This window comes from Maribacter aquimarinus, assembly GCF_047345505.1.
Taxonomy (GTDB): domain Bacteria; phylum Bacteroidota; class Bacteroidia; order Flavobacteriales; family Flavobacteriaceae; genus Maribacter.
Genome location: NZ_JBLFEO010000014.1, coordinates 68,663 through 95,035, shown reverse-complemented (window position 1 = coordinate 95,035; position 26,373 = coordinate 68,663). Strand labels below are relative to the sequence as shown.

The following is a 26,373-nucleotide window of genomic DNA, read 5'->3' as shown; positions in this document are numbered from 1 at the left end:
TTCTTCCGCAAGCGCAATTCATTCCCCGCCCCCAGGAGGCCCACTTTTCAACTCGGCTTTCCCCAATGGACATAAAAAAGTCCCCAAAGCGCAGGGCGCTTTGGGGACTTTTGGAAAAGGCACTCGGGCGGCTGTCCGCTCGCAGGCACTTTCGGAATCAGTGGACCATGTTGGCCTTGATGGCGGCCTGGGCGGCGGCCACTCTGGCAATGGGCACCCGGAAAGGGGAACAGCTTACGTAGTTCATGCCCATACGGTGACAAAACTCCACCGAACTGGGCTCCCCACCGTGTTCGCCACAAATGCCCACTTTGAGTTGGGGCTTGGTCTTACGTCCGCGCTCGGTGCCCATCTGAACCAGTTGGCCCACGCCTTCTTGGTCCAGCACCTCAAACGGATCAACGATCAAGAGGCCCTTTTCCAGATAAATGGGCAGGAATTTACCGGCGTCGTCCCGAGAATAGCCAAAGGCCATCTGGGTAAGGTCATTGGTGCCAAAGGAGAAAAAGTCGGCATGTTCAGCGATTTGGTCCGCCAAAAGGGCGGCCCGGGGAATCTCGATCATGGTGCCCACCAGATACTCCACGCGGTCTCCGTACGCTTCAAAAACCTCATCTGCCGTACTACGGATAATGCGCTCTTGCTCTAGAAACTCTTTGACCGTGCCTATGAGCGGCACCATGATCTCGGGTTTGGAAGCAATGCCCTTGGCCTTGAGGTTCAGGGCGGCCTCAATGATGGCGCGGGTCTGCATTTCGGTAATTTCCGGGTAGGTATTGCCCAAGCGGCATCCCCGATGCCCCAGCATGGGGTTAAACTCCTGTAGTTCGGCCACCTTGTTCTTCACGGCCTGCAGGGAAATGTGCATGTCCTCGGCCAGTTCCTTTTGGGTGGCCAATTGGTGGGGCACAAATTCGTGCAAAGGGGGATCCAGTAACCTAATGGTCACGGGCAGGCCGTCCATCGCCTCAAAAATACCCTCAAAATCTTCCCGCTGCATGGGCAAGAGATCGCCCAGGGCTTGCCTACGTCCTTTCACGGTATCGGCCAATATCATTTCACGCATGGCCTTGATGCGGTCCACTTCAAAGAACATGTGCTCTGTTCGGGTAAGGCCAATGCCCTTGGCCCCAAAATTACGCGCCACCTTGGCATCCTTGGGCGAGTCCGCGTTGGTGCGCACTTCCATTTTGGCATATTTGTCGGCCATGGCCATCAATTCCGCAAATTCCCCGCTTAAGACGGGTTCAATGGTGGCCACCTTGCCCTCAATGATGTTTCCGGTGGAACCGTTCAGGGAAATCCAATCGCCCTCATGGTATTCCTTGCCCTCTACGGTAAGCGTCCGGTTCTTATAATCTATCTTAAGGGCGCCAGCGCCGGAAATACAGCATTTCCCCATCCCCCGGGCCACTACGGCCGCGTGCGAGGTCATCCCGCCCCTGGCCGTTAAGATGCCCTTGGCCAGGTTCATGCCCTCCAGGTCCTCCGGGGAGGTTTCTATGCGCGTTAGGATGGTGTTCCTGAATTTTTTGGCCTCGTCCGCAAAGAAGACCAACTGGCCCGTGGCGGCCCCTGGGGAAGCAGGCAGCCCCTGCGCAATGATATGGGCCCTTTTAATGGCCTTGGGGTCAAAAACGGGGTGCAGCAGCTCATCCAACTTATTGGGCTCAATGCGCAGCAGGGCTTCCGCTTCATCAATGCTGCCCTCTTTGTACAGGTCCACCGCAATCTTTACCATGGCGGCGCCGGTACGTTTCCCGTTACGGGTCTGTAGGATCCACATCTTTCCATCCTGGATGGTGAACTCCATGTCCTGCATGTCCTTATAATGGGCTTCCAGGGTGGCCTGGTGTGCAAAAAGCTCTTGGTACATCTGTGGCATCAGCTCTTCCAGGGAAGGATAGTTTTGGGCCCTATCGGCTTCCTCCACCATGGCCAGCTCGGCCCAGCGCTGGGAACCCAACTTGGTAATCTGTTGTGGGGTGCGCACACCGGCCACCACATCCTCGCCCTGGGCGTTGATCAAATATTCGCCATTGAACACGTTCTCGCCGGTGCCGGCATCGCGGGTAAAGCAGACCCCGGTGCCAGAGTTATCGCCCATATTGCCGTAAACCATGGCCTGCACGTTCACTGCCGTGCCCCATTCCGCCGGATAGCCGTGCATGTTTCTGTAATAGACGGCACGATCGCCGTTCCAACTATTGAAAACGGCAATGACCGCGCCCCACAATTGCTCCCAGGGATCGGAGGGAAAATCATGTCCGGTACGCTTTTTAACGGCATCCTTAAAATCGTACACCAGATCCTTCAGGTCCTGAACGGTAAACTGGGTATCCAGCTCAATTTGGCGTTTTTCCTTCAAGTGCTCCATAATTTCCTCAAAGGGATCAATGTCCTCCTTGCTTTCCGGTTTCATGCCCAGCACCACGCCACCGTACATCTGAATGAAGCGGCGGTAGGAGTCCCAGGCAAAACGCTCGTTGTTGGTCTTGGCCACCAGGCCGTGCACCACCTCGTCATTGAGCCCCAGGTTCAATACGGTATCCATCATCCCGGGCATGGAGACCCGCGCCCCGGAACGCACGGAAATGAGCAAGGGGTTGTCCACGTTACCGTACTCGGTGCCCATGATGCGGGCTATGTTGTTCACGGCATCCTCCACTTCCTCCTTGATCATGCCCAGCACGGTTTCCTGTCCCAATGCATTGTATTCCGTACAGACCTCGGTGGTAATGGTAAAACCCGGTGGTACCGGAATGCCAAGGGCGCTCATCTCGGCCAAATTGGCCCCTTTGCCCCCCAATAGGTTTTTCATGGTGCTGTTGCCGTCCGCGCTCTTATCACCAAAGCGGTACACCCTTTTCTTGGTTTCAATTGCTATTTCCATACTTAAGATTTTTATAGTTGCCTCTATAACAAGGTGGTGTAAAATTACCGCTTGGGACCCTTCTATTTTATGACAATTGTCATTATGCCCTAAAAGTGTGGTTTATAGTATAGGTTGCATTTGAAACCAAGAACCAGCTCCTCCCCTGAATCAAGGGGAGGTGGTTTTCCACTTCACTGCGAAAAAGCGGAGGGGTTGCTCCGTGGGCACTTTGGGCACTTTGTCCCCAAGCTCCCGGAGCGGGCTTCAACGTGGCCTCAACGTTTGGCTAAATCTCCCTTTCCGGGCCCATTTCTTGGAAATGGGCCCATAAAACGACAAAACCGGCCAAAAGGCCGGTTTTTAAGAATTATAAAAGGGGTTGGTCATTTAAGGTTATCGCAAGTCTTTAGAGCGATACAAAGAAACTCAACTTATAAAAATCATTGGGGGCAAAACGATCGGCCTCATCGGCAAGATTGCCTCCAAAGGAGAAACGCAGACCTGCATTTCCTTTAGCGAATTGGAGGTAGGGCCCCAACCACACATAGCCATCGGCACGGTCCAGGGTAGCGCCGCCATTGACATCCCCTCCGGATAGGTACAGCTCCTCAAAATGGGCGCCCAAGGACAGGTGACTGGTGAGCTTTATGCCCAGATTGGCCCAGTAGTGCACATAGTTGTTGGTGGCCTCCCCAGCCTCGGTGGTGTTGGACAAAGCCCCGTAATAGCCAAAATAGAACTGGCCTTCCAACAGATCGGTGCCATAGTTCACGGTGAGGTTGGGCACTATACCATCCCCTACCACCCCGCGCTGCGCGGCGCCACTGGAGAGCAAGCTCCCCATGGTAAAGCCCAATTGGGGATTAATGTCGAAGTTGCCAACGGTTTTGTTGTAACCAATACCAAACTCCGTCCACTGGTCCCAAGCGCTGCCCGTTCCGGCTCCCCACTGGATGCCATAGGCCGTGAAGGCATCGGTATCGCTAATGGCATACCCGAAGGTCATCATAGGGTTAAAGCCGAAGAAAGCGTCATGGTTAAGGCTAAGGCCCACGCTCACCTTGTCATCGGCATTGTCTTCGGCATCTTGGGCATAAAGCCCCAGGGTGGTGGTCATAAAGAGGATGAATAGGCTAAAAATTGATTTTGTGCATTTCATAAGGTTGATGATTTAGTTATTTGTACTGTTGTGATTGTTTGTCATAAGACCGAACGGCGCTTTGCCTCGGCCGTGGTGCCATATTTCTAGAGGTTTCCCTGGTGGCGCCCTGTCCGGTGCCCGTATCTGGAACGGGCTATTTTTTAAAGTGGTCTTTTTCATGCCTTCCGATGATTTTTTCTTTGTTTATTAAAACCTCCCATCTTCAAACTCGTATTAAAAATTGAATGTTTTCGGGTCGAAAGATATTGTTACATACAATACTACCCTAATTTTATAGGGGTATTGAACACATAATTATGATTATAAGAATATATAACCCCCTCTTTTTTGGGGTACATAAATAAAATTGATTTAATATATTGATTTGCGAAGCGGGAAGTGGAACCCGTTTGCCGTGTGAAACATCCGCGAAAATGTTCCACATGGTCCGTCAGTGCGAGTGCTTCCCTGGGAGCGCGCAATGGCCTGGCCCAGGAAAACCAGAGTCCCTGGAATGGTTTGCCGCTTTGGGGTTAAACTTGTGCGCTTTTCGGTTAAACCATTGGGGGGAATATCCCTAGCTTCATCAAAAAAATTGCTAAATCACTATGGTAATGACGGAAATGGACCAATTACAAATGGAAAAGATCGCAGATTGCGAACACGAGATTTTTGCCCTGTTAAAACAGCGCTACAGTCCGCGCACCTTTGCTTTGGAAAAACTTCGGGACATGCATTTAAAACAACTCTTCGAGGCGGCACGCTGGTCTGCCAGCAGCAACAACCTGCAGCCATGGCGGTTTTTGTACGCCCATCGGGGCACCGCGCCCTATGGCAAGATGTTGGCCTGTCTGAGCGACTTTAACCAAAAGTGGGCAAAAAACGCCCCGATGCTCATGCTAACCGCCTATAGAACAAAGGATGCCAAAGGCCGAGAAAATTTCCATGCACTCCACGATCTGGGACAGGCCGTGGCCCAAATGGGCGTACAGGCACAATATATGGGGATAGGAATGCACCAAATGGCCGGGGTAAACTGGAAAAAGGCACAGCGCGTCTTTGAAGTCCCCGAGGCTTTCCATATTGCCACCGCCGTGGCCGTAGGGTACTACGGCGGACGGCTGGAAGACTTGCCCCAGGAACTCAGGGAGAGCGAAACCAGTACTCGGGAGCGCTTTCCGCAAGCAGATTTTGCCTTCAAAGAGGCTTGGCGGGAAAAATGACCCTTTTCCCGCAGCGCCAAGGCACTCCATTGCCTATTTTCCCGTTGGGCACGGTGCCATAGACAAGACCCATGATCATGACAATTGCAAGTGTGCGAACCCATCATTGAAGCAGCTTAGGTCTGGTATGGCTATCTTCGCAGCTCAATTGGGCCGCATTGACCTGCACCTTCAACCTATTTCGGGGCAGGTCTCAAGGTGCATCCACAGCAATCTTTCATCAAACTAAAAAAACAAAAAAATGATGCCCACAGCACAAGATGTTATTTTTATGGAACGCGCCATTGCCCTGGCCCGCCAAGGAAAAATGAACGATGGCGGCAGTCCGTTTGGGGCGGTGATCGTCCAAAACGGGAAGATTGTTGCCGAGGTGAGCAATTCGGTCAAGGCCGATACCGACTGTACCCAACACGCGGAGCTGAAGGCCATTCAGGTGGCCTGCCGTACCCTAAAAACGCACAATTTGTCAGACTGTGTCCTCTACACCAGCTGCGTGCCCTGCATGATGTGCTTGGGCGCCTGCCATTGGGCCAATTTTAAGGCCATTTTCTACGGCGCATCGGCCCTGGATGCAAAACACCACGGTTACGTCTATTCCGAAATGTACTATGCACGGGACGCAGCACAGCGGGACAAGGAGTTTAAGATGCAACAGTTCATGGCCAAGGAAGCGGTGGCGGTTTGGGAGCATCCCCAGGACCATGGTTGATGGGCAAGATGCGTTTCCCGGCCGCTTAGGGCAGAACCACGATTTACCCAGAACCCGTCAAGGCTTCAGGTACACCGTCTTTTTGTTCACAAATTCGTGAATGCCCTCCCTGGAGAGTTCCCTTCCGTACCCGGACATCTTGGTGCCCCCAAAGGGCAGCCGTGGGTCTGACTTCACCATATCGTTCACAAAAAAGGCCCCGTCGGGGATTTGGTCAATGGCCCACCGGGCGGCTTCCACATCTCGGGTAAAGAGCATGGTGCCCAGCCCAAATTTGGAGTTGGCGGCCAGTTCCAGGCTTTCCGCCCGGTCCTTGGCCTTGATCACGGCCGCAACGGGACCAAAGAGTTCTTCATCAAAAGCGGGCATACCAGGTCTTACATTTTCCAGCAGCGTGGGCTCGTAGTAGGCTTTTTCAACGGTATTTCCGTGGGTCACCACCGCTCCCTTTTCAACGGAGCGGGCCACTTGTTGCTGCAGTTCCCGGGCCAGGTCCTCACGGGCCATGACCCCAATGTCCGTTGCTTCGGAAGCCGGATCGCCGCGCTTCAGATTTTTGAGCTTTTCCTTGAAGCGCGCCACAAAATCATCATAAATGGGCTCCGTGACAATAAAGCGTTTGGCGGCAATACAGCTCTGTCCCGTATTTTGCATCCTGGCGTTTACCATGGTGTCCATATGGGCATCCAGGTCGGCATCTTCCCAGACAATACAGGCGTTGTTGCCCCCCAATTCCATCACCGAGGGCTTTACAAACTGCCCGGCCAGTTTGGCAATATGGCTGCCCGCCGTTCCGCTCCCGGTGACGCTCACAGCCCGTACGTGTGCATGGGCAATGATATGGGCCACCTGCCCGTGGTTGGCCAAAACAGTGGTAAAGGCCGCCTCCGGAAAACCGGCCTCTTTGAAGAGTTCTTCCAGGGCCAGGGCACTGCCGGTGACGTTACTGGCGTGCTTCAACAAAACCGTGTTGCCGGCCAGCAGTGTGGGCACGGCAAAGCGCAGCACCTGCCAAAAAGGATAGTTCCAGGGCATTACCCCCAGCACCACCCCCAAGGGATCGTAACTGATAAAACTCTCGCCCGCTTCGGTTTCTATGAGCTCATCGGCCAGAAAATCTTCTGCGTTCTCATGATAGAAATCGCACAGCCAAACACATTTTTCCACTTCTGCCACCGCCTGTTGTATGGGTTTGCCCATTTCCTGGCTCATCAGGGAAGCGTAACGCCGGCTGCGCTCCAACAAGAGTTTGGCCAGGGCCCCCATGGGAACCAAGCGCTCTTCCATACCATAGCCCCTCCATTGGGAAAATGTGGTATGGGCCTTTTCTATGCAGGCCTCGATCTGGGCATCCGTATGTGGGGCATAGGAAGCAATGGGTTCGTTATTGTACGGATTTTTGGTATGTATCATAGGTTCACGGAATTTAGTTTATAAAGGTAAAAAGTTTGTGCCCCTTAAAGGTATGCTATCCGTTGCCTTCTTAACGCTGGGGCCCATATTGCATCTAGGGCAATCATTGACGCTATTACGTCAAGGACATCCCCTAATTTATTGCAATTTTGGGGAAAACCAGTAGTAACTTAAAACTTAACAACATGAACGATAGTGGAAACACATTATTAGGCGTTTTGGCCGGCACGGCCATTGGTGCGGCCCTGGGCATTCTCTTTGCACCGGACAAGGGCTCTGCCACCAGGCGGCGCATTGTACAGGAGGCCGAGGCCACCAAGGAATCCCTAGCGGAAAGCGCGCTGGACCTCCGGGATCGGGCGGCCCAGACCGTGGCCTCCAAACGGGCCAGCCTGGACCATCAACTGGAAGATATTGTCAACGACGTGAGCCATAAGACGGACGATGTCATTAGCTCCCTGGAAAAGAAATTGGCCGAACTTAAGGCCAAGAACAAAAAGCTCCAGAAATCATAATGGGTGTAGTGGCGTCATTGGAAGAAACCACGGCCGATGCGGCCCAGAGGGGAAAGGCCTATTTGGATACCACCAAGGAATACTACGAGCTCAAGGGCTTTAAGGTTTTGACAGTGGCCACCACCAAGGGAAGCACCTACCTCTTTTATGGGCTGTTGCTCCTTATGGCCGTACTTTTCTTTGCCATATCGGCCGCATTGGCCCTTACGCTTTACTTGGAAAGCGCCCCCTTGGGCTTTCTGCTGGTGGGTTGCTGTTTTGTACTGCTCATGTTGGTGGTGCGCGCCCTACGCAAGCCCTTGGCAAGGACCCTCATTAAAAAACTGTCCAAAAATTATTTCGAGGAATAAAACAAGTCCTAACCATAGTGGATACCGGCCGAAATGTTGATTGGCGAATAACACCCGCCTGAAACGGAACGGGCAGTTCTGACCCTTACCTTGACCTTAAAAAACAAATAAATAGCAACAGATGAAAAAAACCGACTACACCTCATTGAAAGACATTGATCTGCAGCTGAAAATGTTGGATTTAAGGCGACAGATTGAGTGGGAAGAGGTGAAACTTGTACAGCATCAGGTAAAAAAAGATTTACATCACATGAACTTCCTGGCCTCCCTGTTGGACGGTTTTAAGAAATATGGCTTGATGCTCTTGCTCAAAAAAGTGCTCAGATGAGCGGTGCAGGATGGGCGCTACCAAAGGAACACGGATCAGGACATCTAGAAGACAATTCCTTGCCGCCCTTGGCCATGGCCCTTAAATATTGGGTGAAGCGGAAGGATGGCAGATGATTTTAGTTGATGGTTGGTCAATGGCCTTGCTCCCCAAAAGGACAGGGCCATTGTTTTTGTGTTATGGAAGCCTGGACAGGGGCGCAGCGGGCATAAAGGCCTCGGTAACAAATAAAATGCAAACAATGAAAATACAGCTGAAGGAAGCATGGACCGAAATGCTGAACAGGTTGCATTCCTGGGCCGATGCCCTGGTCCTGAACCTGCCCAATATGGTGCTGGCCATCATTGTATTCATCATTGTCATTTTTGTGTCTCGCTATGTAAGCAAGCTGTCCCTGAGGTTGCTTCAGAAAAGCAGCTTACAACAGACCATGAAGAACATCATTGCCAAACTGGTGTCCGTTCTGGTAATCTTGATCGGGCTGTTTTTGGTGCTTGGAATTTTGGACCTGAGCAAGACCCTGAACACCATTTTGGCCGGTGCCGGGGTGGCGGGCCTGGCCGTGGGGCTGGCCCTGCAAGGTGCCCTGGCCAACACCTATTCCGGCATTGTGCTCTCCTACATAAAACAAGTGAAATTTGGCGATTGGATCGAAAGCAATGGTTACGAGGGCGAGGTGATCGACCTGGACCTCAGGGCGGTGACCATTAAGCAACCGGACAACAATTTGGTCTACATCCCCAACAAACTGGTCTTGGAGAACCCCATAAAGAACTATTCCTCTACCGCCCAGTCCCGGGTTATCCTTGGCTGTGGCGTGGCCTACGACACCGATTTGGAATTTGCCAAGGACCTGGTCTGCGACACCATTGCCAAAACCTTTGGGGCCGTGGAGCGGGCCGCGGACGTCATTTTTCTGTACACGGAGTTCAGTGACAGTTCCATTAATTTTGAAATCCGATTTTGGATCGCCTCCACCTCTGCCTTGGAAGTGGCCAAGGCAAAGACCACGGCGGTCATTGCCATTAAAAAGGCCTTTGACGCCCATGACATCACCATCCCGTTCCCCATACGCACGCTGGACATCCCAAGGGACATCCCCATAAGTTCCAGCTAAATGAAGGGGAGCTGCGGTAGGCCGTGACACGATCATTACCAGTAACAACGCCTAAGAGCGAACCTAAAAACGATTCCCAAATTTTGTATCCCACCCTATCCCTTTCCATAAGCAACAAAGGTTTAGAGAAGTTCCTGAAACGACCTCTGAAATATCCGCATTTGCTCCCGGACCCAAGGTTGCTGCGCGGCAAGGCAGAAACCACCGTCCTCATTTTGGGCCAAAGGGAACAACAATGCATAAGTCCGGCCATCTGGGGCCTGTTACCGGAAGGCCATCAGGGCAGTTGGCGTCATTTCCAGGACCGGCATGCCACGCTGTCCATGAACATGGAAAGCGCATTGCGGCAACCTTGGTGCCTTCCCGGTCTGGAGAAAAGAAGGTGCTTGGTTCCCGTTACCGGATTCTTTCTACAACATTTGACCCCTGCCGGGTTGCGGCCCTATCATCTTTACAGCGCACCACAAAAACCTTTCTGCCTGGCGGGATTCTACAATACCACCTCGGACGGTTTCCATACCTTTACCCTCTTAACCTATAGATGGAACCACCCCAACGACCAGCTCAACAATTTAGACAATGAAATACCGCTCATCATTGAAGCGGACCAACATCACCGCTGGCTCAATGGGCTTTTCTCCCCGAAATTTGTGCGCACCTTTCCCACCCTACCCAAAACCTTTGCCCTGAAAGCGCACCCACTGCATCCAGATTTTGAGAGCCAACCCCTGGAAACGGCCCTAAAACCTGCCGCCCTTTAACAACTATGGGCGCACCGGCCCTGATGATGCCTCCCAATCCCGTTAAAAACCAATGCGATGCCATTGATCTGGCTTATTTTAAAATGGCAACTTTGGTATGAGTTTGGTGAGGAACCAAGTTTTTAACAACCTTAAAATAAACACCTATGTTACGCTGGACCATTACCTTTATTGTTTTGGCCATTATTGCCGGCATTTTTGGTTTTAGCGGTATTGCCGCCGGAGCTGCCTCCATAGCCAAAATCCTGTTCTTTATATTTCTGGTCCTTTTTGTGATCAGCCTCATCACGGGCAGAAAAAAAGTATAGCCGAATCATGGCAAGAGCCTGGAATCCCGGCACCAATTTATTCATTTTTTGGCACTGCCACTTAGGTCGTGGAATCGAGAATGATTTTGGCCAGACTAAAGACCCTGGGACGTAAAACGTAAGGTTATAAATAGGTTCGATTACAAAAACCCTGAAAATAGGTAACGATAATCCATAAAACCAAAAACACAAAATCTTACGTCTTACAGTTACAAGTTAGATTATGAATCACGGGTTCTTACCCACAACGACGAGGGTAACCCTTATTTTTTACAACAACCTCTTACATTCCAAATATTATGAAAACGAAAATGATACGTGTTTTTTTTCTCTTTTGCATGGCCGGTACGCTTACCCTTCTAAACAGTTGTAGGGAAGAAAAAAAACCGGGCGAAAAAATTGAGGAAGGCATTGAAGATGTCGGGGAAGGCATTGAAGAAGGTGCCGAGGAAGTGGAAGATGAGATAGACGACGCCACGGACGACAAGTAGGACACCATGCACTGAGGTGCCGGTGCCGGGATTTCCCTTTTAGAGGTCAGTAGATAAATACTTATCCATCAAACAAGGTAATTATTTGATTATAATACGGTTAATAATTTTTACTATTGTCAGTTCGAGCGCAGTCGAGAACCATTTGCCAGCCAAGGAAGACTTCGACTGCGCTCAGCCTGACATTTAGGCTATCAACTCGATTTAAAATAGGTAACTATCTACTGACCTCTAATCCCTTTTATTGAACTTTAAAAATCCAAAAAAAAATGAACACGCGAAGCGAGAAAGAGTACATTAACGACTATGTGGCCAAAGGCTACGAGAAAAATTACCGCATTGAGCAAGGAAAGTTACGGGAGCTGGAAAGCAAAAATACCTTTGGCCCGTCCGAGGTGCACATACACGCCGAGCACCGTTTTGAGGGCACCACCAACCCGTCTGACATGAGCATTTTATACGCCGTGGAGACCCGGGATGGTGGTAAAGGCACGGTGCTGGCCAATTACAGTCCGGCTGCGGACACCGAAATGGCAGCATTCTTCAACGCGGTGCCCAAGGAAAATATGGACAGAAAGGATAAGATCACGTAATGACTTGCACTTGCGATCGGGCACCCAACGATGGCCTGCCCTTTCTGCCAAAATCCCACCCCATCCCCACTTGGGGCAATTAAAAACAACTGCGATGCCAAGCCAGGCCATAAAAAAAACCATCATACCGGGCGCAAGGGCCCAATGACAGCTACCCAACATGCCCTCTTATAGGTGCCCTCCCTGCATTTGGTCAATCCCTTAGTTTGGCAGCCAACCCCAGCTAGGGGAAAGCAGCGGAAAAAAGTAGCCAAGGTATCTTCCACCGCTGTGGAAAATACCTTTGCTTGCGTGACAAAGGCGCAACTAGCGGAGCGAACGCCAAAAATTCAATAAATTACGTCATCTTTGTGGCCAGTACCCTTTGTTCTGCGGAAAAAAAAGGTGCTGAACATCACATACCGGCCCTATGAAGATGAACGTCACATTCAATTACGAACTCCTGTGCAAAAAGGTATTACGGGAACGTCTGGACACCCTCGGTTTTCCCTACCAATTGACGCAACGTGGGGAAATCACCTTTACCAAAACTTTGTCCCCGGAGCAACAGGACTCCGTAAAGCAAGTCTTGGCGCCCTATGGCATTGAGATTTTGCTGAACCAACAGGCCATTCTGGTACAACAGATCAAGGACACCATTACGGAAATGGTGAGGCATCCGGAAAAAACACGGAAATATAATGTATCCAGCTATCTGAGCTCCAGATTGCACTACTCCTATTCCCATCTGTCCACCGTGTTTTCAGAGGAAACACATTCTTCCATTGAGCAGTTCATCATTTTAAAAAAAATTGATGCAGCCAAGACCCTGATCATGGAAAAAAGATTTACCTTGACCGAAATTGCGCACCGATTGGATTATAGCAGTGTGGCCCATTTATCTGCCCAATTCAAAAAAACCACGGGACTGACCCCATCGGCCTTTGAACGCATCATTACAAAACGAACGCAAGTATAATAAGGATACGCAAATGGCCTTGACCCAAATGAACATTGCCCTGGCGGACGATGATGCGGATGACCGTCTTTTTTTCAAGGACGCCATTGCCGAGCTGGACATCAAGACCAAGCTCTCCCTTTTCATCAATGGCCAAGAACTGATGGACTATTTGTTGCTGCCCAACATTGTCTTACCGGAAATTGTGTTCCTGGACCTGAACATGCCAATCAAGGACGGAATGCAGTGTCTGCGGGAAATCCGGGCAAACGAACGCATTAAAGACCTGTGCGTGGCCATTTATTCCACCTCTTCCTCTGAAAGGGACATTGAGCAGACCTTTGTGAACGGGGCCAACATCTACATTAACAAGCCCACCACCTTTGGTGCCCTAAAAAAGGCGGTGGACAAGGTGTTGCGCCTCAATTGGCAATACCACACCTCTTCCCTGAACAGGGACACTTTTCTGCTCCGTATATAAAAAAGAACCCGATGCGTGCATTTGTTGACGTGATTGCATTTTTTTAATTTGCACTGCCCACCAAGTTTCTAACTTACAGGACAAGACCAAGTTTCTAAGGCTAAATAGGCAACTAAGTTGAAAAAATATAGAGGCAATACCCTTCCGCTGCTGTTATGCGCCATATCCGTTTTGGGGGGCATTGGCTTAAGTGGGACGTACTGGGCCAGGGCCTACGAACAAGCCGAAAGGGAGCGGATCCCACTCTTGGAACCACGGGCAGGGGCCGATATTTATATGGGTATGGTGGCCCTAAGAAAAACAGACATCCCGCAGCGGCCCAATATCCCGATAACGATTGAGGCTAGGGAGATCAACAAGCAGTTTTGGCCATTGCTCCACTCCTGGCGGGAAACCCAAAAGGTGCTGAATGCAGGGAATGTATTGACGCTTTCCTTTGGTAAACTCCTCAATGCCCTTTCATGCCGTGGTGGGGCGTGTACAGTTATGGGGCAAGGCCTAATCCAAAATTCAATGGGCACCCTTGAACCGTACCATCAAATAGGGCAACTTGGCAAGCTGTTGATCCAACGGTCGCAGCGGCCCGAGGATGCCTCGGCATCATCGTTTTTGCACGCCTCTTTTACGGTTTTGGTATTGGGCGCCCTGGGCCTTTTCATTCTCCTCATTGCCATTTACTTGCTTTACAGAGAGCGTAAGGCCACCCTGGTATCGCAAGCCTTTATGAAAAACGTGCTCAAGAGCAGCCCTAGTATCGTTAGCCACTTTACCCCCATTTATGATGGCAACGGAACCTTGATGGACATGGTCTTTGAATTTACCAGTGACAGCTATACCGCCCTGACGGGCGAAAACCCTGGGAGCGTCAAGGGAAAGCGCCTTACCCAACTGTTTCCATCGTCACGGCACAACGGCATTCTAGAGAAGATGGAAGCATGCCTAAAAACCGGGGAGACCCAGGTGCATGAATATGAATACAACATTAAAGGTGAATCCATTTGGTTTACCAACATCATCAATAAATTGGACCAAGGGGTTACCACCACCGCCCGCGACAGCACCTTGGAAAAGAAGGCCGAGGCCCATTTGAAACTGTTGAACGAACGGCTGGAAAAACAAAATTTGGAATTGCTGGATGGCCGCGCTTTCCTTAGCAATGTTTTTAAAAGCACCCCCAATGTGGTGATGCACTTGGCATCTGTACGAAATGACGAAGGGAAAATTGTGGATTTTGAGTTCCTGTTTATCAATGAGGCCATAAATGCCCTTACCGGTGAACTTCCGGAAGAGCTAAAACACAAAAAGCTGTCCGATGTGTACCCCATTGTTTTCAAGGACGGGGTGTTTGAGAATCTGGTACAGTGCGTGGACAAAAAGGAAGCCGTTAGCTACGAGACCTCCTATGAACAAGACGGGAAAACCCTTTGGTTCAGTGCCCACGCCATTAAGCTCAATGACGGGGTTACCGTTACCACCAGCAATATCACCAAAGAGAAACAACGGGAGAATGAGCTTAGAAAGCTCAATGAACGCCTCACCCTGAACAACAGTCTGTTGGCCGAAGCAGAAGTTTTGGCCAAAGTGGGCAGTTATCTTTGGGACACCGAAACCCGAACCTCGACCTTATCGGACAATTACTACCGCATTTTGGAGTGCCAACCACAGTCTTTTGTGGCCTCCGAGGAAAATTACCTAAAATTTGTACATCCCGAAGACCGAGAGGCCTACCGGCAAAGTGTGGCGGACACCCTGACCAAAAGGGAGGCCACACCCATTGTGTACCGGGTCATCACCAAAAAGAAAACCATAAAACACTTGCGCACCACGGGCCATTTTGAGATAAGGGATGGAAAGAAAATTGTGGTGGGCGTGGTCCAGGACGTTACCGAAGAGATCAGCATTGAGCAAGAACTGCGCAGCAAGAACCAGGACCTGATGCTTTCCAATGCGGAGCTGGAATCCTTTAACCGGGTGGCCAGCCATGACCTCCAGGAACCGATGCGAAAAATTCAAATGTTCGTTTCCCGTGTTCCGGTGGAGACCCTTCCGGAAAAGGAGGCCATTTACTTTAAAAAGATTGCCCACGCCGCCAATAGGATGCAGAACCTGATCAAGTATCTCTTGACCTATTCCAGGATCACCAAGAACAAGAACGATTTTTTACCAGTGGATCTGAACGAGGTGATGACCAAGGTGATGGAAGACCTGGAAGAACGCATTGAGAGCAGTGGCGTGGAAATAGTGGTGGACGAGCTGCCCAAAATAAGGGCCATACCCTTCCAAATGGAACAGTTGCTCACCAACCTGCTGGGCAATGCCATTAAATACAGGACCACAGAAGAACAGGCCAAGGTGGTGGTGAGCTGTAAACAGGTAAATGCCCGCCAACTGCCGCAGCACCTGGAGCACCAAGAAAAAGCTTATCATAGGATTTCGGTAATGGACAATGGCATAGGGTTTGATCAAGAGAACGCCGACAAGATATTTGAACTCTTTCAGCGGCTGCACCAGAAAGAGACCTACTCCGGTACCGGCATTGGCCTGGCCATTTGCAAAAAGATAGCTGATAACCACAAGGGGCATATTGAGGCAGAGGGGGAAAAGGGAAAAGGCGCAACCTTCTGTGTGTACCTGCCCGTTTAGCACGTTTCCATAAGTTCGGGAATGGCGTGATGGTCCGGAGCTGTAGGAGGACCATGAAAAACCACCACCAAAGGGCCCGGAATTACAATCTTCTTCGCCATAATCTCTTAAAATACCCGCAAAGACCTAAATCGCGGGAGGAACCTAACTCAGATCAAAAGGAAGGGCAAAAGGCAGCGATCATTTAAGCGCCGGGCGTCCCTGATGCAGTTGGTGCCCTTTCTTGGCCGCCGCGGCCAAAAAAATGCCAAAATTGGCCAATGGAACACCCTTTTTATGCAAAAACGGCCTTAAAAAGGGCTTTTTCCCATAAATATGTAACAAATCAAGAAAGTTGTGTAACACCAAAGGGGCACCCTTGCCCCATCTTTGTAGGGAACCTGAAAAATGATGGATGAGCCCCGAAGTAAACCCCACAACAAGCACCCGTGAAAACAGCGATACCACCAATGCCCGGGTTGGCCGGTGTTGGAGTTTACAGCAACGCAGATCGGCGCCGGAAACCACCCCATCCAAGGACAAAGTACGGGTGGGGCGCCATCCGAAAAATCCTGAACACACCTAAGGGGTAATCCGATCACGGCAGGTAAAACAAAAGTATTCACACACAAAACAAAACAGCATGCAAACCCTAAAACTTACACAAGCGAACACAGAGACCATTTTTAAAGAACTACAAAGCCATTTGGGCGGTAGGCGCAACAGCGACCAAAAAGAACACATCCTGAACGTTGACAATGACAAGGCGTTCGGGGAGGTCACCGGTGTGGAAGTGAACAAGCACATCTTACTGATGGAGTACGACCTTACCTTTTTAGAGGATACCCAGGTGGAGTGCTCCTTGGGCAATACCAACCCCATCCACTTCCTCTATTGCGCCGAGGGGCAAATAAGCCATAGTTTCACCACCGCGGGCAAAAAACGCTCCCTGAACCAATTCCAGACCGGGATATTTGCAAGCGACCCCAAAAAAGAGACCACCCTGTTTTTTAGGAAGGGCCAAAAGGTGCAGCTCACCTGTATTATGGTGAACACCGGTACGGGCGCCGATGACGGCACGGACAACCGCCTGCTGCAGCAACAATTGGCCAATGCCTTTATGCCGCAGAAGGAAAGTGCCCCCTTTGCCTATATTGGCTCCTATAACCTTAAGATATCCGAACAAATAGCGCACTTGCAGACCATTAGGCAAAAAGGGATTGTGCGCAGGCTTCTCATCAAGGGCATAGTGCACATGATCTTGGCCCTGGAAATTGAGCAGCACAAGGAAGACATGGAACGTTCCAAGAACCAATTGGGCTCCCTGACCCGGGACGAGATGGCGAGGATAAAGGACATTAGCACCTTTATAAAAAACTATCCAGAAGTGGCCTACAGCCTAAAGTACCTCAGCGGCAAGACCGGCCTATCCCCCGCCAAGCTTCAAGAAGGGTTTAAGCTGCTGCACAACCGCACGGTTTCGGATTTTATCAGGAACGTAAGGGTAGAGACCGCAGAACACCTCATAAAGACCACGGACCTGAACATCTCCGAGATCGTTTACACCGTTGGGCTCACCAGCAGGAGCTACTTCTCCAAAATCTTCAAGGAGAAGTACCATTGCAGTCCCAAGCACTATCAAGACAACCAGAACAGATGGGCCCAAGTGGGGTAAGGGCCCCCAAACAGTCCCTTTGATAAAGCCCTAAAAAGACCGGTATTTTACGCAATAAACGCATCAAAGGTTAAAATAACGATTGTTTAACTTAAATTCTGATTAATTATGTAATTTGTTGTTGTTTTAATTGAACTAAATGAAGCAAAAAGGGTTTTTGATTCTGATATTGACACTGATTATGGGTTTTCTATATGCCCTGCGCAGCGGTAACATCAATTTCTCCAGGGATGAATACAAGGAAATGCCACTGCCAAATGTAGTGGACTACAATTTTCACATAAAGCCCATATTATCTGATAATTGCTATGCCTGTCATGGCCCGGACGCGAACGAGAGACAAGCGGGGTTCCGGGTGGATGTCGGTGAAGCAGCGCGCTCTGAACTCCCAGAAAGCCCAGGACGTTTTGGGATCGTTCCCGGACAGCCGGAAAAAAGCGCCATTTACCAGCACATCATCAGTGACGACCCCAATGAGGTGATGCCGCCTCCCGAGTCCAATCTGGCGTTGACCTCACGGGAGAAGGAGCTCCTAAAAAAATGGATTAGCCAAGGAGCGGCTTTTGACAAACACTGGGCCTACATTCCCCCCAAAAAAGAGTTGCCCCCCAAGCCCAAAAAAAAGGACTGGGGCAACAATGAAATAGACTTGTTTGTTTTGAATAAAATGGAGGAGAATGGTCTGGCACCGTCTGAAAGGGCTGCCCCTGCCACCCTACTTAGGCGCATGAGTTTAGATCTTAATGGCCTCCCTCCCACCCCAGCATTGGTGGACCAACTTCTTACAGGAAATGACCCAAAAGCCCTGGACAAGGCCATTGACATTCTTTTGGCCTCTCCCGCCTATGGGGAACGAATGACCCAATATTGGCTGGACGTGGCCAGGTATGCAGACTCCCACGGGTACCAGGACGATAGTTACAGGACCATGTGGCCCTGGCGGGATTGGGTAATCCACGCCTTCAACCAAAACATGCCCTACGATGAATTCATAACCTTACAGCTTGCCGGCGATTTGTTGCCCAATGCCACGAAAGAGCAGATTTTGGCCACGGGCTTCAACAGAAACCATCCCATTACCCAAGAAGGCGGGGTCATACAGGAAGAATATCGTACCAATTACGTCCTGGACAGAACCAATACCCTGGGCAAGGGGATTCTGGGGCTCACCCTGGAATGCGCCCGCTGTCATGACCATAAATATGATGCCATATCACAGGCCAATTATTTCGAGTTTTATGCCTTTTTTAACCAAGTGGATGAAAAAGGCCTACAGATGGATGCCGTACGGGCAGCGGAGAAAGAGTTCTATGCAGACCCCCCCTATCTCAGCATTACGGAAGAGGACAAGAACGGGGTACTCTCCTTTATCAACATGAAAAACACGACCTCCGTTAAGGTGATGGTCATGAACGATTCCGCACCAAAGACCACTTACCTCTTGAATCGCGGCGAATATGACCAACCCACCGATTCCGTTTTGCCCAATGCCCCCGATGAGGTTTTTCCCTACTCGGATGCCTTACCCAAAAACAGGTTGGGCCTTGCCCAATGGATTACCCATAAGGACAACCCCCTAACGGCAAGGGTCTTTGTGAACCAAATCTGGGCCATGATCTTTGGCAAAGGCTTGGTGGAGACCACGGAAGACTTCGGTGTACAGGGCAGTTTGCCCACGCACCCCGATCTCTTGGACTGGTTGGCTGTGGATTTCATGGAAAATGATTGGGACATTAAATATTTGATCAAGAAGATAGTGTCATCGGCCACCTACCGGCAAACTTCTGTCATAAGACCTGAGCTGAAGGAGCTGGACCCAGAAAACAAATGGTTGGCGACCATGCCCCGTTTTAGGATGAGCGGTGAAATGATCCGTGATTACATCTTGGCCTCCAGTGGCATCCTAAACCCGGAAATAGGCGGGCCCAGCGTAAAACCTTACCAACCACAGGGTCTGTGGGAAGAGACCAATGCCGGGGGAAACCGGGGCATCTTGACAAAATACGTTCAGGACAAGGGTGAGGCGCTTTACAGAAGGTCCCTGTACACCTTTTGGAAAAGAACGCTGCCCCCACCGAACATGACCATTTTTGACGCCCCAACGCGCGATTTTTGCGAAGTGCGCAGGCAAAAGACAAATACCCCCTTACAGGCGTTGGCCCTACAGAACGATGTCCAGGTGCTTGAGGCTGCACGTGTCTTGGCCCAAAACCTCGCAAAAGACCCTATGACGGAAAAGGATAAGTTAACACACCTCTTTAGGAGCATTCTGGTGCGCAGCCCAAAAACAGAGGAACTGTCATTGCTGCAAAAGTACTACAGCGATACCTGGGAGAGCTACAATATGAACCAAGAGGATGCGCTTGCCCTTGTTTCCCATGGGGAATATCCAAGAAATGATGCCGATCCCATTGAGACGGCCGCCCTGATGTTAACCGCCCAGGTCGTTTACAACTTAGATGAAACCATTACCAAAGAATAACAGAAGTATGGAAGATGACAAGCCGAATCCGGAAAACCCCCTAAAGCAAAACCGTCGCCATTTCTTTTCACAACTCAGCGTTGGCATCGGGTCATTGGCCTTGGGGTCTTTGTTGATACCCGACCTTTTTAAGGGCAACAGTACCTCAGTTCCAAGACAGGCCTTAGGTTTGCCCCATTTTGCGCCTAAAGCGAAAAGGGTCATTTACCTTTTTCAGGCGGGAGCACCGTCCCAACTGGAGTCCTTTGACTATAAGCCCACCCTCATTAAACGTATGGGAGAGGATTTGCCCGAATCCATTAGAAATGGCCAGCGACTCACCGGAATGACGGCAAACCAGGACAAATTCCCTCTGATGCCCCCAAAAATTGGGTTTAAGCAATACGGGGAAAGTAGAACATGGGTCAGTGATTTCTTCCCCCACATTGCCAAAATTGCCGATGAGATCACCGTTGTGAAGAGCATGCATACGGAAGCCATTAACCACGATCCGGCCATTACGTTTTTCCAGACCGGTACCCAGATCGCCGGTAGGCCCAGTATGGGTTCCTGGCTCAGTTATGGCCTTGGCAGCGAAAATAAGAACCTTCCCTCATTTGTTGTCCTGACCTCCCGCGGCAAAGGCAATAGCCAAGGGCTCTATTCCAAATTGTGGTCCAGTGGTTTTTTAGACTCAAAACATCAAGGGGTACTGCTGCGATCGGGCAAGGACCCCGTACTCTACTTGAATGACCCCGACGGATTGTCCAGATCGGACAAAAGGCACTTGTTGGACCATGTCTCTTCCCTAAATAAACTGCACCATGTGGAAACCGGGGATGACGAAATAGAATCAAGAATTGCACAGTACGAAATGGCCTATCGCATGCAAATGTCCGTCCCAGACGTGATGGACATTTCCAAGGAGCCGGAATCCATCATAAAACTGTACGGGGAAGACTGCCAAGTACCTGGAACCTATGCCGCCAACGCCCTACAGGCGCGTAGGCTTGCAGAAAATGGGGTACGCTTTATACAACTGTACCATCAAGGTTGGGACCAGCACGGAAATTTGCACAATGAAATGGCCGGACAGGCCAAAGATGTGGACCAGGCATCAGCGGCCCTTGTGTTGGATTTGAAACAAAGGGGCATGCTGGAGGATACCTTGGTCATTTGGGGCGGGGAGTTTGGCAGGGGAAACTACGCCCAAGGCAAGTTCGATGTTGATAATTACGGCCGGGACCACCACCCAAGGGCCTTTAGTATATGGATGGCCGGCGGAGGCGTTAAGCCCGGTCTCAATTATGGCAAAACAGACGAGTTCGGCTACAATGTCATAGAAAACCCAGTACACATCCATGATTTCCACGCCACCATGATGCACATGCTTGGCATTGATCATGAACAACTTACGTACAAATATCAAGGCAGGCGCTTTAGGCTTACCGATGTATCGGGAAATATTATAAACGATCTTTTAGCGTAATGGCCAAGGCTGTAAAAAACAGAACATGGGTGGATTATGTGGTCTTGGCACTTTCCGTTTTTCTGGTCTTTTGTTTGCTTTTTGAGACGTTTATACGCCTGCCACCCCTAGTGGCTTGGATGGGCAAATGGCACCCTTTGGTACTGCACTTTCCCATTGTCTTATTGGTACTTACCGCTTTTCTGGGCTTAACCAACAAGCCCATTCCCAATACGCTGCTCCAGGTAGCGGTAATTAGCGCGCTGGCAACGGCCATTTCAGGATTTTTTCTGGGCATGGAAACCCCGGAAAAAGGAAATCTTCTCTTTTGGCACCAATATGCCGGCAGTGGTTTGGCCCTTTTGGCGGTGGTTTGGTATGCGGTGAACAAAATGGGAAGGCAACTCCATCTCTTTTCCAAAATGTTGCAGGTTGTAATGGTATTGCTCGTTTTCTTTACAGGACACTACGGAGGTATGGTCACCCACGGCGAAGATTTTTTGGCATTGCCCACAAAAAAGGCTAAAAAGGAACTGCCAGAGGACCCCTTGATTTATGGGGATGTGGTGCATGCCATCTTGGAGGCCAATTGCATTTCCTGCCACAATCCCAATAAACAAAAAGGACAATTGCTAATGACCAATTTGCCGGCAATGCTCAAGGGAGGTAAAAGTGGCAGTTCCATTCTTCCGGGAAACAGCGGGGGAAGCGAGCTAATACGCCGCCTGTATCTTCCAAAGGAAGATGACGCGCATATGCCGCCAACAGGCAAAAAGCCCCTAAACGAGAACGAGATCAATATCCTGGAACGATGGATTGCACTCGGGGCCTCAGACACTCTAAAACTGAGCCATTTGGATAAGGGCGAGCCCTTGGTAGGTTTGCTGGCTTCCTTGTACGGGCCGGATGACCAAGCGGAATGGGCAGAACTCCCAAAGGTGGCAGATACCACCTTAACCCGCCTATCCACGGATTATATGACGGTACAGCGCATTTCCAAAGGCTCCAATGCCCTAAGCGTGGTGGTCTTTCTGCCTCCAAACTATGTGCCGGAAGAAATTTTGAAACTGGGCCCTGTGGCCAAAAACATTGTTGAGCTTGACCTGAGTGGACTGCCCTTGGGCGAAGTGGAGATGGCCCTGGTGGGCCAATGCACCAACCTGAGACGTCTAGAAGTGGATCGTACCCCATTGCAAACTTCGGATATTGCGTCAATTGCATCTCTTAAGAAATTGGAATTTCTTAAAATTTACGATACCGCGGTGAATGATGGGGCCCTTTCGGTGTTTGCAGAGCTCAACAGCTTAAAGCAAATCTATCTTTGGAATTCTGAGATAAGCAGTGCCGCCCTGGAAAAGTTTGAGCAGAACCACCAAGAACTGACCGTTAACAAAGGTATCCATAGTGAATTGATGCCATTCTTCATTTCCAAAGACTCACTCAAAAACGATGAACAGTTACCATCTGTTGAATAAGACTTGGCCAATAAGGAATGATTTTTCCAGCCCGTCCCGATCTTTGTCCCATGAACCAATTGACTGTACCCGAACGTACATCACATAGCAAAAAAAAGGGTACTTGGCTGTTTTAAAAGCGATGTGCCATTGCCCAATTAAAGAACCCCTTGGCCTTAAAAGTTCCGATTTTTTGCCGATGATATTGGGTTTGGCCGGCTCTGCTCTCCCAGAACGTCACTAATCCAGATGGGAAACAACAGTTTAGCAGAAGGAACCATACCGGGAGGTGATGTGCCCAGCAGCACTTTCTGTCTGGTGTAAAAGAAACTCAAGTGGTTTTAAACTCTCGCCGCCGTGCTACCCCTTGAACATCCGTTTTTTACCACAAACCATATCCCATCCAAGGTGGTAAAGGGGCCAACCCGCTATTGCCCCGGCGGAAATGCATGTTGCAGAAGGCTTGGGCAGCGCTAGGCAGTGGTTTGGCCCGGCCACGGCGTGGATGTCAAAGGGGGAATGTTTCGCAGATTGCAGTAAGGCACGTCTGCCCATGTGGACCAAGACTAGCGGTAAGGCTTGTCCAGTCCCGCGCTATCGGGGGCCATATATTCCTTGAACTGCGCACCTGTTTCAATGGCAATGACCTTGTCCCCGTGAAGCACAAGGGGATGTCTTAACAGCGCCGGGGATTTTTGCAGTACCTTGAACCAGTCGTCATCGGACATGGTTACCGTGTCCGTGCCGTACTGTTCCTTAAAGTCGGGGTGGTCCGTGTTCACCAAGTACGATACGGGCTTCTCCAGCCCGTGCGCCAGTTCGGCCCATTGGGTTCCCGTTACCTTGTCCTTGGCTATGTCCACGGCCAATATCTTTTTGTCGGATGCGGCCACATAGGCGCGCGTCTGTTTACCAATGGAATTTCCGGAATAGTAATATAAGGTCATTTGTCTGCCGTTTGTGGAGATCACTCCCATTTGGTTTCTGTTTACCGCAAGGTAGGAAGCCATATGGGCACCGTTTAGCTTCATCCATTTTTATGGTAGTCCAAAAAACCAACAAAATGGTGAGGTCGCGCACCTTGGTGGCCGCAAAAAGGCCGATACGGCAGTACCGCATCGGCCTTCACACAAAACAACATTATGAGTGGATGTTGTGCTGTTGCGGTCATCACCCCTCAAAGTAAAGGTTACGGACATACTGCGCCGCAACCCCATCTTTGCGGGAAAACCAACAACACACCAAAGATAAAGGGTATGGTGGTGGCAAGGGTGTGCTATCGCTACCAATGCTATCGGAAACAAAGATGGAAAAATGATGGGCAACCTTTAGCGGCAGCATCAAATGCTTTGGCATCGATCAAAAATGCGCTGTTTTTATAAATTGTATCGAACCAAAAAAAGAAACCCTATGGGAATATTCAAAGACAAAAAAAAGTTTAAGCGCAAAGTGGAACAGCACAACCCCACCAATCCTACCGGAAACACCAATATTGACACGAACAAGGTGGATTATGATGAGGAAAACATCAAAAACCAACAGAAGAAAAAATAGGCACGGGCACGGAAATGTGGCCCACGGTGCCCACCCAGAAGCCCAAGTTTGGCCAGAGTGTCCCCTCATCATGGCAGGAGCCGCCCGCATCCGTAAGGTTGTGGGCTTTTTTTGTGTTCGGCGCCCACCCAAAATGAAATCAACAAAAACAATAAATCTCCCAAGCGTGGGGGTGCCAAACATTTCCTTTTGTCCACAAGGGGGTTCTTCGTTTACAATCCTGAATATTGTATCTTGTTTGCCCTAATCGATGTTACATCCCTGAACACCCAAGATGAAGAAAGACCAACGCCTGTCCCTTGGGATGCTACGCATGCGAGCCACGCACCATAGCTGTCGTTTTTTGCTCCTGGTTGTAGTATTTTTATGGGCAGGGAGCTGCAAAACGCCGAACAAACCCGCTACACAAGAACATCAAGCTAAAAACAAGGCCATGACCACCATTACCAAAGAAACATACGGCACCACCAAGAAAGGGGAAACCGTACACCGCTATGCCTTAAAGAATGCCATGGGCATGGAAGTGCACATCCTCACCTATGGGGGCATCATTGCCCATTTGGCCGTGCCCGATAGGGACGGCACCCTGCAAAATGTGGTGCTGAACTTGGATTCCTTGGCCGGGTATGAAGCGGGACATCCCTATTTTGGCGCTCTGATCGGACGGTATGGCAACCGCATTGCCAACGCTCAATTTACGCTGGAGGGCACCACCTACACGCTCGCGGCCAACAATGGCCCCAACAACTTGCACGGGGGCGAGGAAGGGTTTGACAAAAAAGTCTGGGAAGTGGTGGAGACCTCTTCCGGGGAGCAAGCCACCCTGGGCCTCAGGTACCTAAGCCCCGATATGGAGGAAGGCTTCCCCGGAAATCTGGATGTCCGGGTCACCTACACCCTCACGGCAAAGAACACCTTGGAAGTGGCCTACACGGCCACCACCGACAAAAGCACGGTGGTGAACCTGACGCAGCACGCCTATTTTAACCTCACCGGGGACTTTACCAAATCCGTTATGGGGCACCAACTGCAGCTGCGGGCAGACCACGTTGTTCCCGTAAACCCAAACCTGATCCCCACCGGCCGGTTGATGGAGGTAGCGGGCACCCCTTTTGACTTTAGAACCCAAAAGGCCATTGGGAGGGACATTGGGGCAGACCACGGGCAACTGCGGGTTGCGGGAGGGTACGACCATTGTTGGGCACTGGACAATCCGGAGAAACAACTGCGTTCCATTGCCGTACTCACAGAACCGGTAACGGGCAGGGTAATGGAAGTGGCCACCACGGAACCGGGCGTACAACTGTACACCGGGAATTTCTTGGACGGCACCTTGCCCATTCCCGGTGGCGGGCATTACGGCCAACGCAGCGGACTCTGTTTGGAGACCCAGCATTATCCGGACAGCCCCAACCAGCCCCAGTTTCCGTCCGTGGTACTTCGCCCCGGGGAACGCTATTTCTCCAAGACCGTCTTTGGGTTTGCCACGCAATAGCCCAGGGCTCAAGAAACTGAACCCGCCCCTGAGCACATCAACCATCAACTTTTGTCCAAAATAAGTGCCAGCAGTACGCTGCCTTCTGTTCAATACCAGTTCTCGTTTGAAGTGCAGGCATAGAAATGGTATAAAATGCAAATACGACCCTTGGTTCCAGTTTGTCAATGGAAGAAACGGCTGTTTTGTTTCCCCTTCGGGGGATGGAAAACGCCCTGGATACCTGCCCCGGACATACCCGAGGCCCGAGGATGCTCCGGGCCAGCCCGGAGGTTAAGCTTCTTTTTTGTTTGAATCCCTGGGCACCGGCAAAAGGGACGCTGCCCCATATGCCGTTAGGCTATAAAATAGAATTAGTCTAAGCTCTTTTTTGGGCTTGGACCAACACAATCCCTTTATCTT

Annotated in this window: 24 protein-coding genes; 20 read left to right on the top strand and 4 right to left on the bottom strand. The window is 50.5% G+C overall.

Annotated elements, in window-relative coordinates; all coding sequences use genetic code 11:
* Positions 1 to 157 precede the first annotated feature (157 nt).
* Complete coding sequence (gene ppdK, locus ACKWCC_RS11615) at positions 158 to 2,893, bottom strand: pyruvate, phosphate dikinase (RefSeq protein WP_413996107.1); 2,736 nt, start codon at positions 2,891 to 2,893, stop codon at positions 158 to 160.
* Positions 2,894 to 3,281: 388 nt separating this feature from the next.
* Positions 3,282 to 4,034, bottom strand: coding sequence for a DUF6733 family protein (locus ACKWCC_RS11610; RefSeq protein WP_413996106.1), 753 nt, complete (start codon positions 4,032 to 4,034; stop codon positions 3,282 to 3,284).
* Between the two features lie 590 nt (positions 4,035 to 4,624).
* On the opposite strand from ACKWCC_RS11610, the gene ACKWCC_RS11605 reads away from it, so the two are divergent.
* A complete protein-coding gene (locus tag ACKWCC_RS11605; RefSeq protein ID WP_413996105.1) occupies positions 4,625 to 5,239 on the top strand; it encodes a nitroreductase family protein in 615 nt (204 codons plus the stop codon).
* 241 nt (positions 5,240 to 5,480) lie between these two features.
* Positions 5,481 to 5,948, top strand: coding sequence for a nucleoside deaminase (locus tag ACKWCC_RS11600; protein WP_413996104.1), 468 nt, complete (start codon positions 5,481 to 5,483; stop codon positions 5,946 to 5,948).
* A 57-nt stretch (positions 5,949 to 6,005) separates the two neighbouring features.
* Here the strand turns inward: ACKWCC_RS11600 and ACKWCC_RS11595 are convergent, their stop codons facing one another.
* Entirely contained in the window at positions 6,006 to 7,361 is a 1,356-nt protein-coding gene (locus ACKWCC_RS11595; RefSeq protein WP_413996103.1) for an NAD-dependent succinate-semialdehyde dehydrogenase, read from the bottom strand.
* A 185-nt stretch (positions 7,362 to 7,546) separates the two neighbouring features.
* On the opposite strand from ACKWCC_RS11595, the gene ACKWCC_RS11590 reads away from it, so the two are divergent.
* From ACKWCC_RS11590 to ACKWCC_RS11520, 15 genes are all read left to right on the top strand, one after another.
* Complete coding sequence (locus ACKWCC_RS11590; protein ID WP_413996102.1) at positions 7,547 to 7,876, top strand: YtxH domain-containing protein; 330 nt, start codon at positions 7,547 to 7,549, stop codon at positions 7,874 to 7,876.
* Complete coding sequence (locus tag ACKWCC_RS11585) at positions 7,876 to 8,226, top strand: hypothetical protein (protein ID WP_413996101.1); 351 nt, start codon at positions 7,876 to 7,878, stop codon at positions 8,224 to 8,226. Before ACKWCC_RS11590 ends, ACKWCC_RS11585 begins: the two co-directional genes overlap by 1 nt.
* A gap of 121 nt (positions 8,227 to 8,347) precedes the next feature.
* Positions 8,348 to 8,554: a hypothetical protein gene (locus ACKWCC_RS11580; protein ID WP_413996100.1), complete on the top strand. Its 207-nt coding sequence runs from the start codon at positions 8,348 to 8,350 to the stop codon at positions 8,552 to 8,554.
* Between the two features lie 241 nt (positions 8,555 to 8,795).
* Positions 8,796 to 9,671 carry a mechanosensitive ion channel family protein gene (locus ACKWCC_RS11575; RefSeq protein WP_413996099.1) on the top strand — a complete coding sequence of 292 codons (876 nt, stop codon included), beginning with the start codon at positions 8,796 to 8,798 and terminating at the stop codon, positions 9,669 to 9,671.
* A gap of 83 nt (positions 9,672 to 9,754) precedes the next feature.
* Positions 9,755 to 10,432, top strand: coding sequence for an SOS response-associated peptidase family protein (locus ACKWCC_RS11570; RefSeq protein WP_413996098.1), 678 nt, complete (start codon positions 9,755 to 9,757; stop codon positions 10,430 to 10,432).
* Between the two features lie 146 nt (positions 10,433 to 10,578).
* On the top strand, positions 10,579 to 10,740 hold the full coding sequence (locus ACKWCC_RS11565) for a DUF1328 domain-containing protein (protein ID WP_413996097.1): 162 nt from the start codon (positions 10,579 to 10,581) through the stop codon (positions 10,738 to 10,740).
* Between the two features lie 311 nt (positions 10,741 to 11,051).
* Positions 11,052 to 11,231, top strand: a complete 180-nt coding sequence (locus tag ACKWCC_RS11560; protein WP_413996096.1) for a hypothetical protein — start codon at positions 11,052 to 11,054, stop codon at positions 11,229 to 11,231.
* Between the two features lie 269 nt (positions 11,232 to 11,500).
* Positions 11,501 to 11,824 (top strand): hypothetical protein, encoded by a 324-nt coding sequence (locus ACKWCC_RS11555; RefSeq protein ID WP_413996095.1) that lies wholly within the window; start codon positions 11,501 to 11,503, stop codon positions 11,822 to 11,824.
* Between the two features lie 409 nt (positions 11,825 to 12,233).
* Positions 12,234 to 12,782, top strand: coding sequence for a helix-turn-helix domain-containing protein (locus ACKWCC_RS11550; protein WP_413996094.1), 549 nt, complete (start codon positions 12,234 to 12,236; stop codon positions 12,780 to 12,782).
* 13 nt (positions 12,783 to 12,795) lie between these two features.
* The gene (locus ACKWCC_RS11545; RefSeq protein ID WP_413996093.1) at positions 12,796 to 13,242 is read left to right on the top strand and encodes a response regulator; all 447 of its coding nucleotides are present in this window, start codon (positions 12,796 to 12,798) and stop codon (positions 13,240 to 13,242) included.
* 117 nt (positions 13,243 to 13,359) lie between these two features.
* On the top strand, positions 13,360 to 15,885 hold the full coding sequence (locus ACKWCC_RS11540) for a PAS domain-containing sensor histidine kinase (protein ID WP_413996092.1): 2,526 nt from the start codon (positions 13,360 to 13,362) through the stop codon (positions 15,883 to 15,885).
* 622 nt (positions 15,886 to 16,507) lie between these two features.
* Positions 16,508 to 17,539: a helix-turn-helix domain-containing protein gene (locus ACKWCC_RS11535; RefSeq protein ID WP_413996091.1), complete on the top strand. Its 1,032-nt coding sequence runs from the start codon at positions 16,508 to 16,510 to the stop codon at positions 17,537 to 17,539.
* Positions 17,540 to 17,696: 157 nt separating this feature from the next.
* Positions 17,697 to 20,021, top strand: coding sequence for a PSD1 and planctomycete cytochrome C domain-containing protein (locus ACKWCC_RS11530; RefSeq protein WP_413996090.1), 2,325 nt, complete (start codon positions 17,697 to 17,699; stop codon positions 20,019 to 20,021).
* A gap of 7 nt (positions 20,022 to 20,028) precedes the next feature.
* Entirely contained in the window at positions 20,029 to 21,489 is a 1,461-nt protein-coding gene (locus tag ACKWCC_RS11525) for a DUF1501 domain-containing protein (protein WP_413996089.1), read from the top strand.
* Entirely contained in the window at positions 21,489 to 22,943 is a 1,455-nt protein-coding gene (locus ACKWCC_RS11520) for a c-type cytochrome domain-containing protein (protein WP_413996088.1), read from the top strand. The genes ACKWCC_RS11525 and ACKWCC_RS11520 overlap by 1 nt, the downstream gene beginning before the upstream one ends.
* A gap of 545 nt (positions 22,944 to 23,488) precedes the next feature.
* On the opposite strand, the gene ACKWCC_RS11515 is transcribed toward ACKWCC_RS11520, so the two are convergent.
* Entirely contained in the window at positions 23,489 to 23,932 is a 444-nt protein-coding gene (locus ACKWCC_RS11515) for an arsenate reductase family protein (protein ID WP_413996087.1), read from the bottom strand.
* Between the two features lie 132 nt (positions 23,933 to 24,064).
* Between ACKWCC_RS11515 and ACKWCC_RS11510 the strand changes: the two genes are divergently transcribed.
* The 3 genes from ACKWCC_RS11510 (at position 24,065) to ACKWCC_RS11500 (ending at position 25,971) form a co-directional block, all read left to right on the top strand.
* The gene (locus tag ACKWCC_RS11510) at positions 24,065 to 24,304 is read left to right on the top strand and encodes a hypothetical protein (protein WP_413996086.1); all 240 of its coding nucleotides are present in this window, start codon (positions 24,065 to 24,067) and stop codon (positions 24,302 to 24,304) included.
* A 28-nt stretch (positions 24,305 to 24,332) separates the two neighbouring features.
* Positions 24,333 to 24,476 carry a hypothetical protein gene (locus ACKWCC_RS11505; RefSeq protein ID WP_413996085.1) on the top strand — a complete coding sequence of 48 codons (144 nt, stop codon included), beginning with the start codon at positions 24,333 to 24,335 and terminating at the stop codon, positions 24,474 to 24,476.
* A gap of 433 nt (positions 24,477 to 24,909) precedes the next feature.
* A complete protein-coding gene (locus tag ACKWCC_RS11500; RefSeq protein ID WP_413996084.1) occupies positions 24,910 to 25,971 on the top strand; it encodes an aldose epimerase family protein in 1,062 nt (353 codons plus the stop codon).
* Positions 25,972 to 26,373 lie beyond the last annotated feature (402 nt).

Excerpts from the sequence above, each read along its gene's own strand:
- ACKWCC_RS11580 (WP_413996100.1), top strand. The coding sequence starts at position 8,348 with ATGAAAAAAACCGACTACACCTCATTGAAAGACATTGATCTGCAGCTG.
- ACKWCC_RS11500 (WP_413996084.1), top strand. The coding sequence starts at position 24,910 with ATGACCACCATTACCAAAGAAACATACGGCACCACCAAGAAAGGGGAA.
- ACKWCC_RS11520 (WP_413996088.1), top strand. The coding sequence starts at position 21,489 with ATGGCCAAGGCTGTAAAAAACAGAACATGGGTGGATTATGTGGTCTTG.
- ACKWCC_RS11510 (WP_413996086.1), top strand. The coding sequence starts at position 24,065 with ATGAGTGGATGTTGTGCTGTTGCGGTCATCACCCCTCAAAGTAAAGGT.
- ACKWCC_RS11505 (WP_413996085.1), top strand. The coding sequence starts at position 24,333 with ATGGGAATATTCAAAGACAAAAAAAAGTTTAAGCGCAAAGTGGAACAG.
- ACKWCC_RS11600 (WP_413996104.1), top strand. The coding sequence starts at position 5,481 with ATGATGCCCACAGCACAAGATGTTATTTTTATGGAACGCGCCATTGCC.
- ACKWCC_RS11595 (WP_413996103.1), bottom strand. The coding sequence starts at position 7,361 with ATGATACATACCAAAAATCCGTACAATAACGAACCCATTGCTTCCTAT.
- ACKWCC_RS11590 (WP_413996102.1), top strand. The coding sequence starts at position 7,547 with ATGAACGATAGTGGAAACACATTATTAGGCGTTTTGGCCGGCACGGCC.
- ACKWCC_RS11585 (WP_413996101.1), top strand. The coding sequence starts at position 7,876 with ATGGGTGTAGTGGCGTCATTGGAAGAAACCACGGCCGATGCGGCCCAG.
- ACKWCC_RS11515 (WP_413996087.1), bottom strand. The coding sequence starts at position 23,932 with ATGGCTTCCTACCTTGCGGTAAACAGAAACCAAATGGGAGTGATCTCC.
- ACKWCC_RS11550 (WP_413996094.1), top strand. The coding sequence starts at position 12,234 with ATGAAGATGAACGTCACATTCAATTACGAACTCCTGTGCAAAAAGGTA.
- ACKWCC_RS11610 (WP_413996106.1), bottom strand. The coding sequence starts at position 4,034 with ATGAAATGCACAAAATCAATTTTTAGCCTATTCATCCTCTTTATGACC.
- ACKWCC_RS11545 (WP_413996093.1), top strand. The coding sequence starts at position 12,796 with ATGGCCTTGACCCAAATGAACATTGCCCTGGCGGACGATGATGCGGAT.
- ACKWCC_RS11575 (WP_413996099.1), top strand. The coding sequence starts at position 8,796 with ATGAAAATACAGCTGAAGGAAGCATGGACCGAAATGCTGAACAGGTTG.
- ACKWCC_RS11605 (WP_413996105.1), top strand. The coding sequence starts at position 4,625 with ATGGTAATGACGGAAATGGACCAATTACAAATGGAAAAGATCGCAGAT.
- ppdK (WP_413996107.1), bottom strand. The coding sequence starts at position 2,893 with ATGGAAATAGCAATTGAAACCAAGAAAAGGGTGTACCGCTTTGGTGAT.
- ACKWCC_RS11535 (WP_413996091.1), top strand. The coding sequence starts at position 16,508 with ATGCAAACCCTAAAACTTACACAAGCGAACACAGAGACCATTTTTAAA.
- ACKWCC_RS11565 (WP_413996097.1), top strand. The coding sequence starts at position 10,579 with ATGTTACGCTGGACCATTACCTTTATTGTTTTGGCCATTATTGCCGGC.
- ACKWCC_RS11555 (WP_413996095.1), top strand. The coding sequence starts at position 11,501 with ATGAACACGCGAAGCGAGAAAGAGTACATTAACGACTATGTGGCCAAA.
- ACKWCC_RS11525 (WP_413996089.1), top strand. The coding sequence starts at position 20,029 with ATGGAAGATGACAAGCCGAATCCGGAAAACCCCCTAAAGCAAAACCGT.
- ACKWCC_RS11560 (WP_413996096.1), top strand. The coding sequence starts at position 11,052 with ATGATACGTGTTTTTTTTCTCTTTTGCATGGCCGGTACGCTTACCCTT.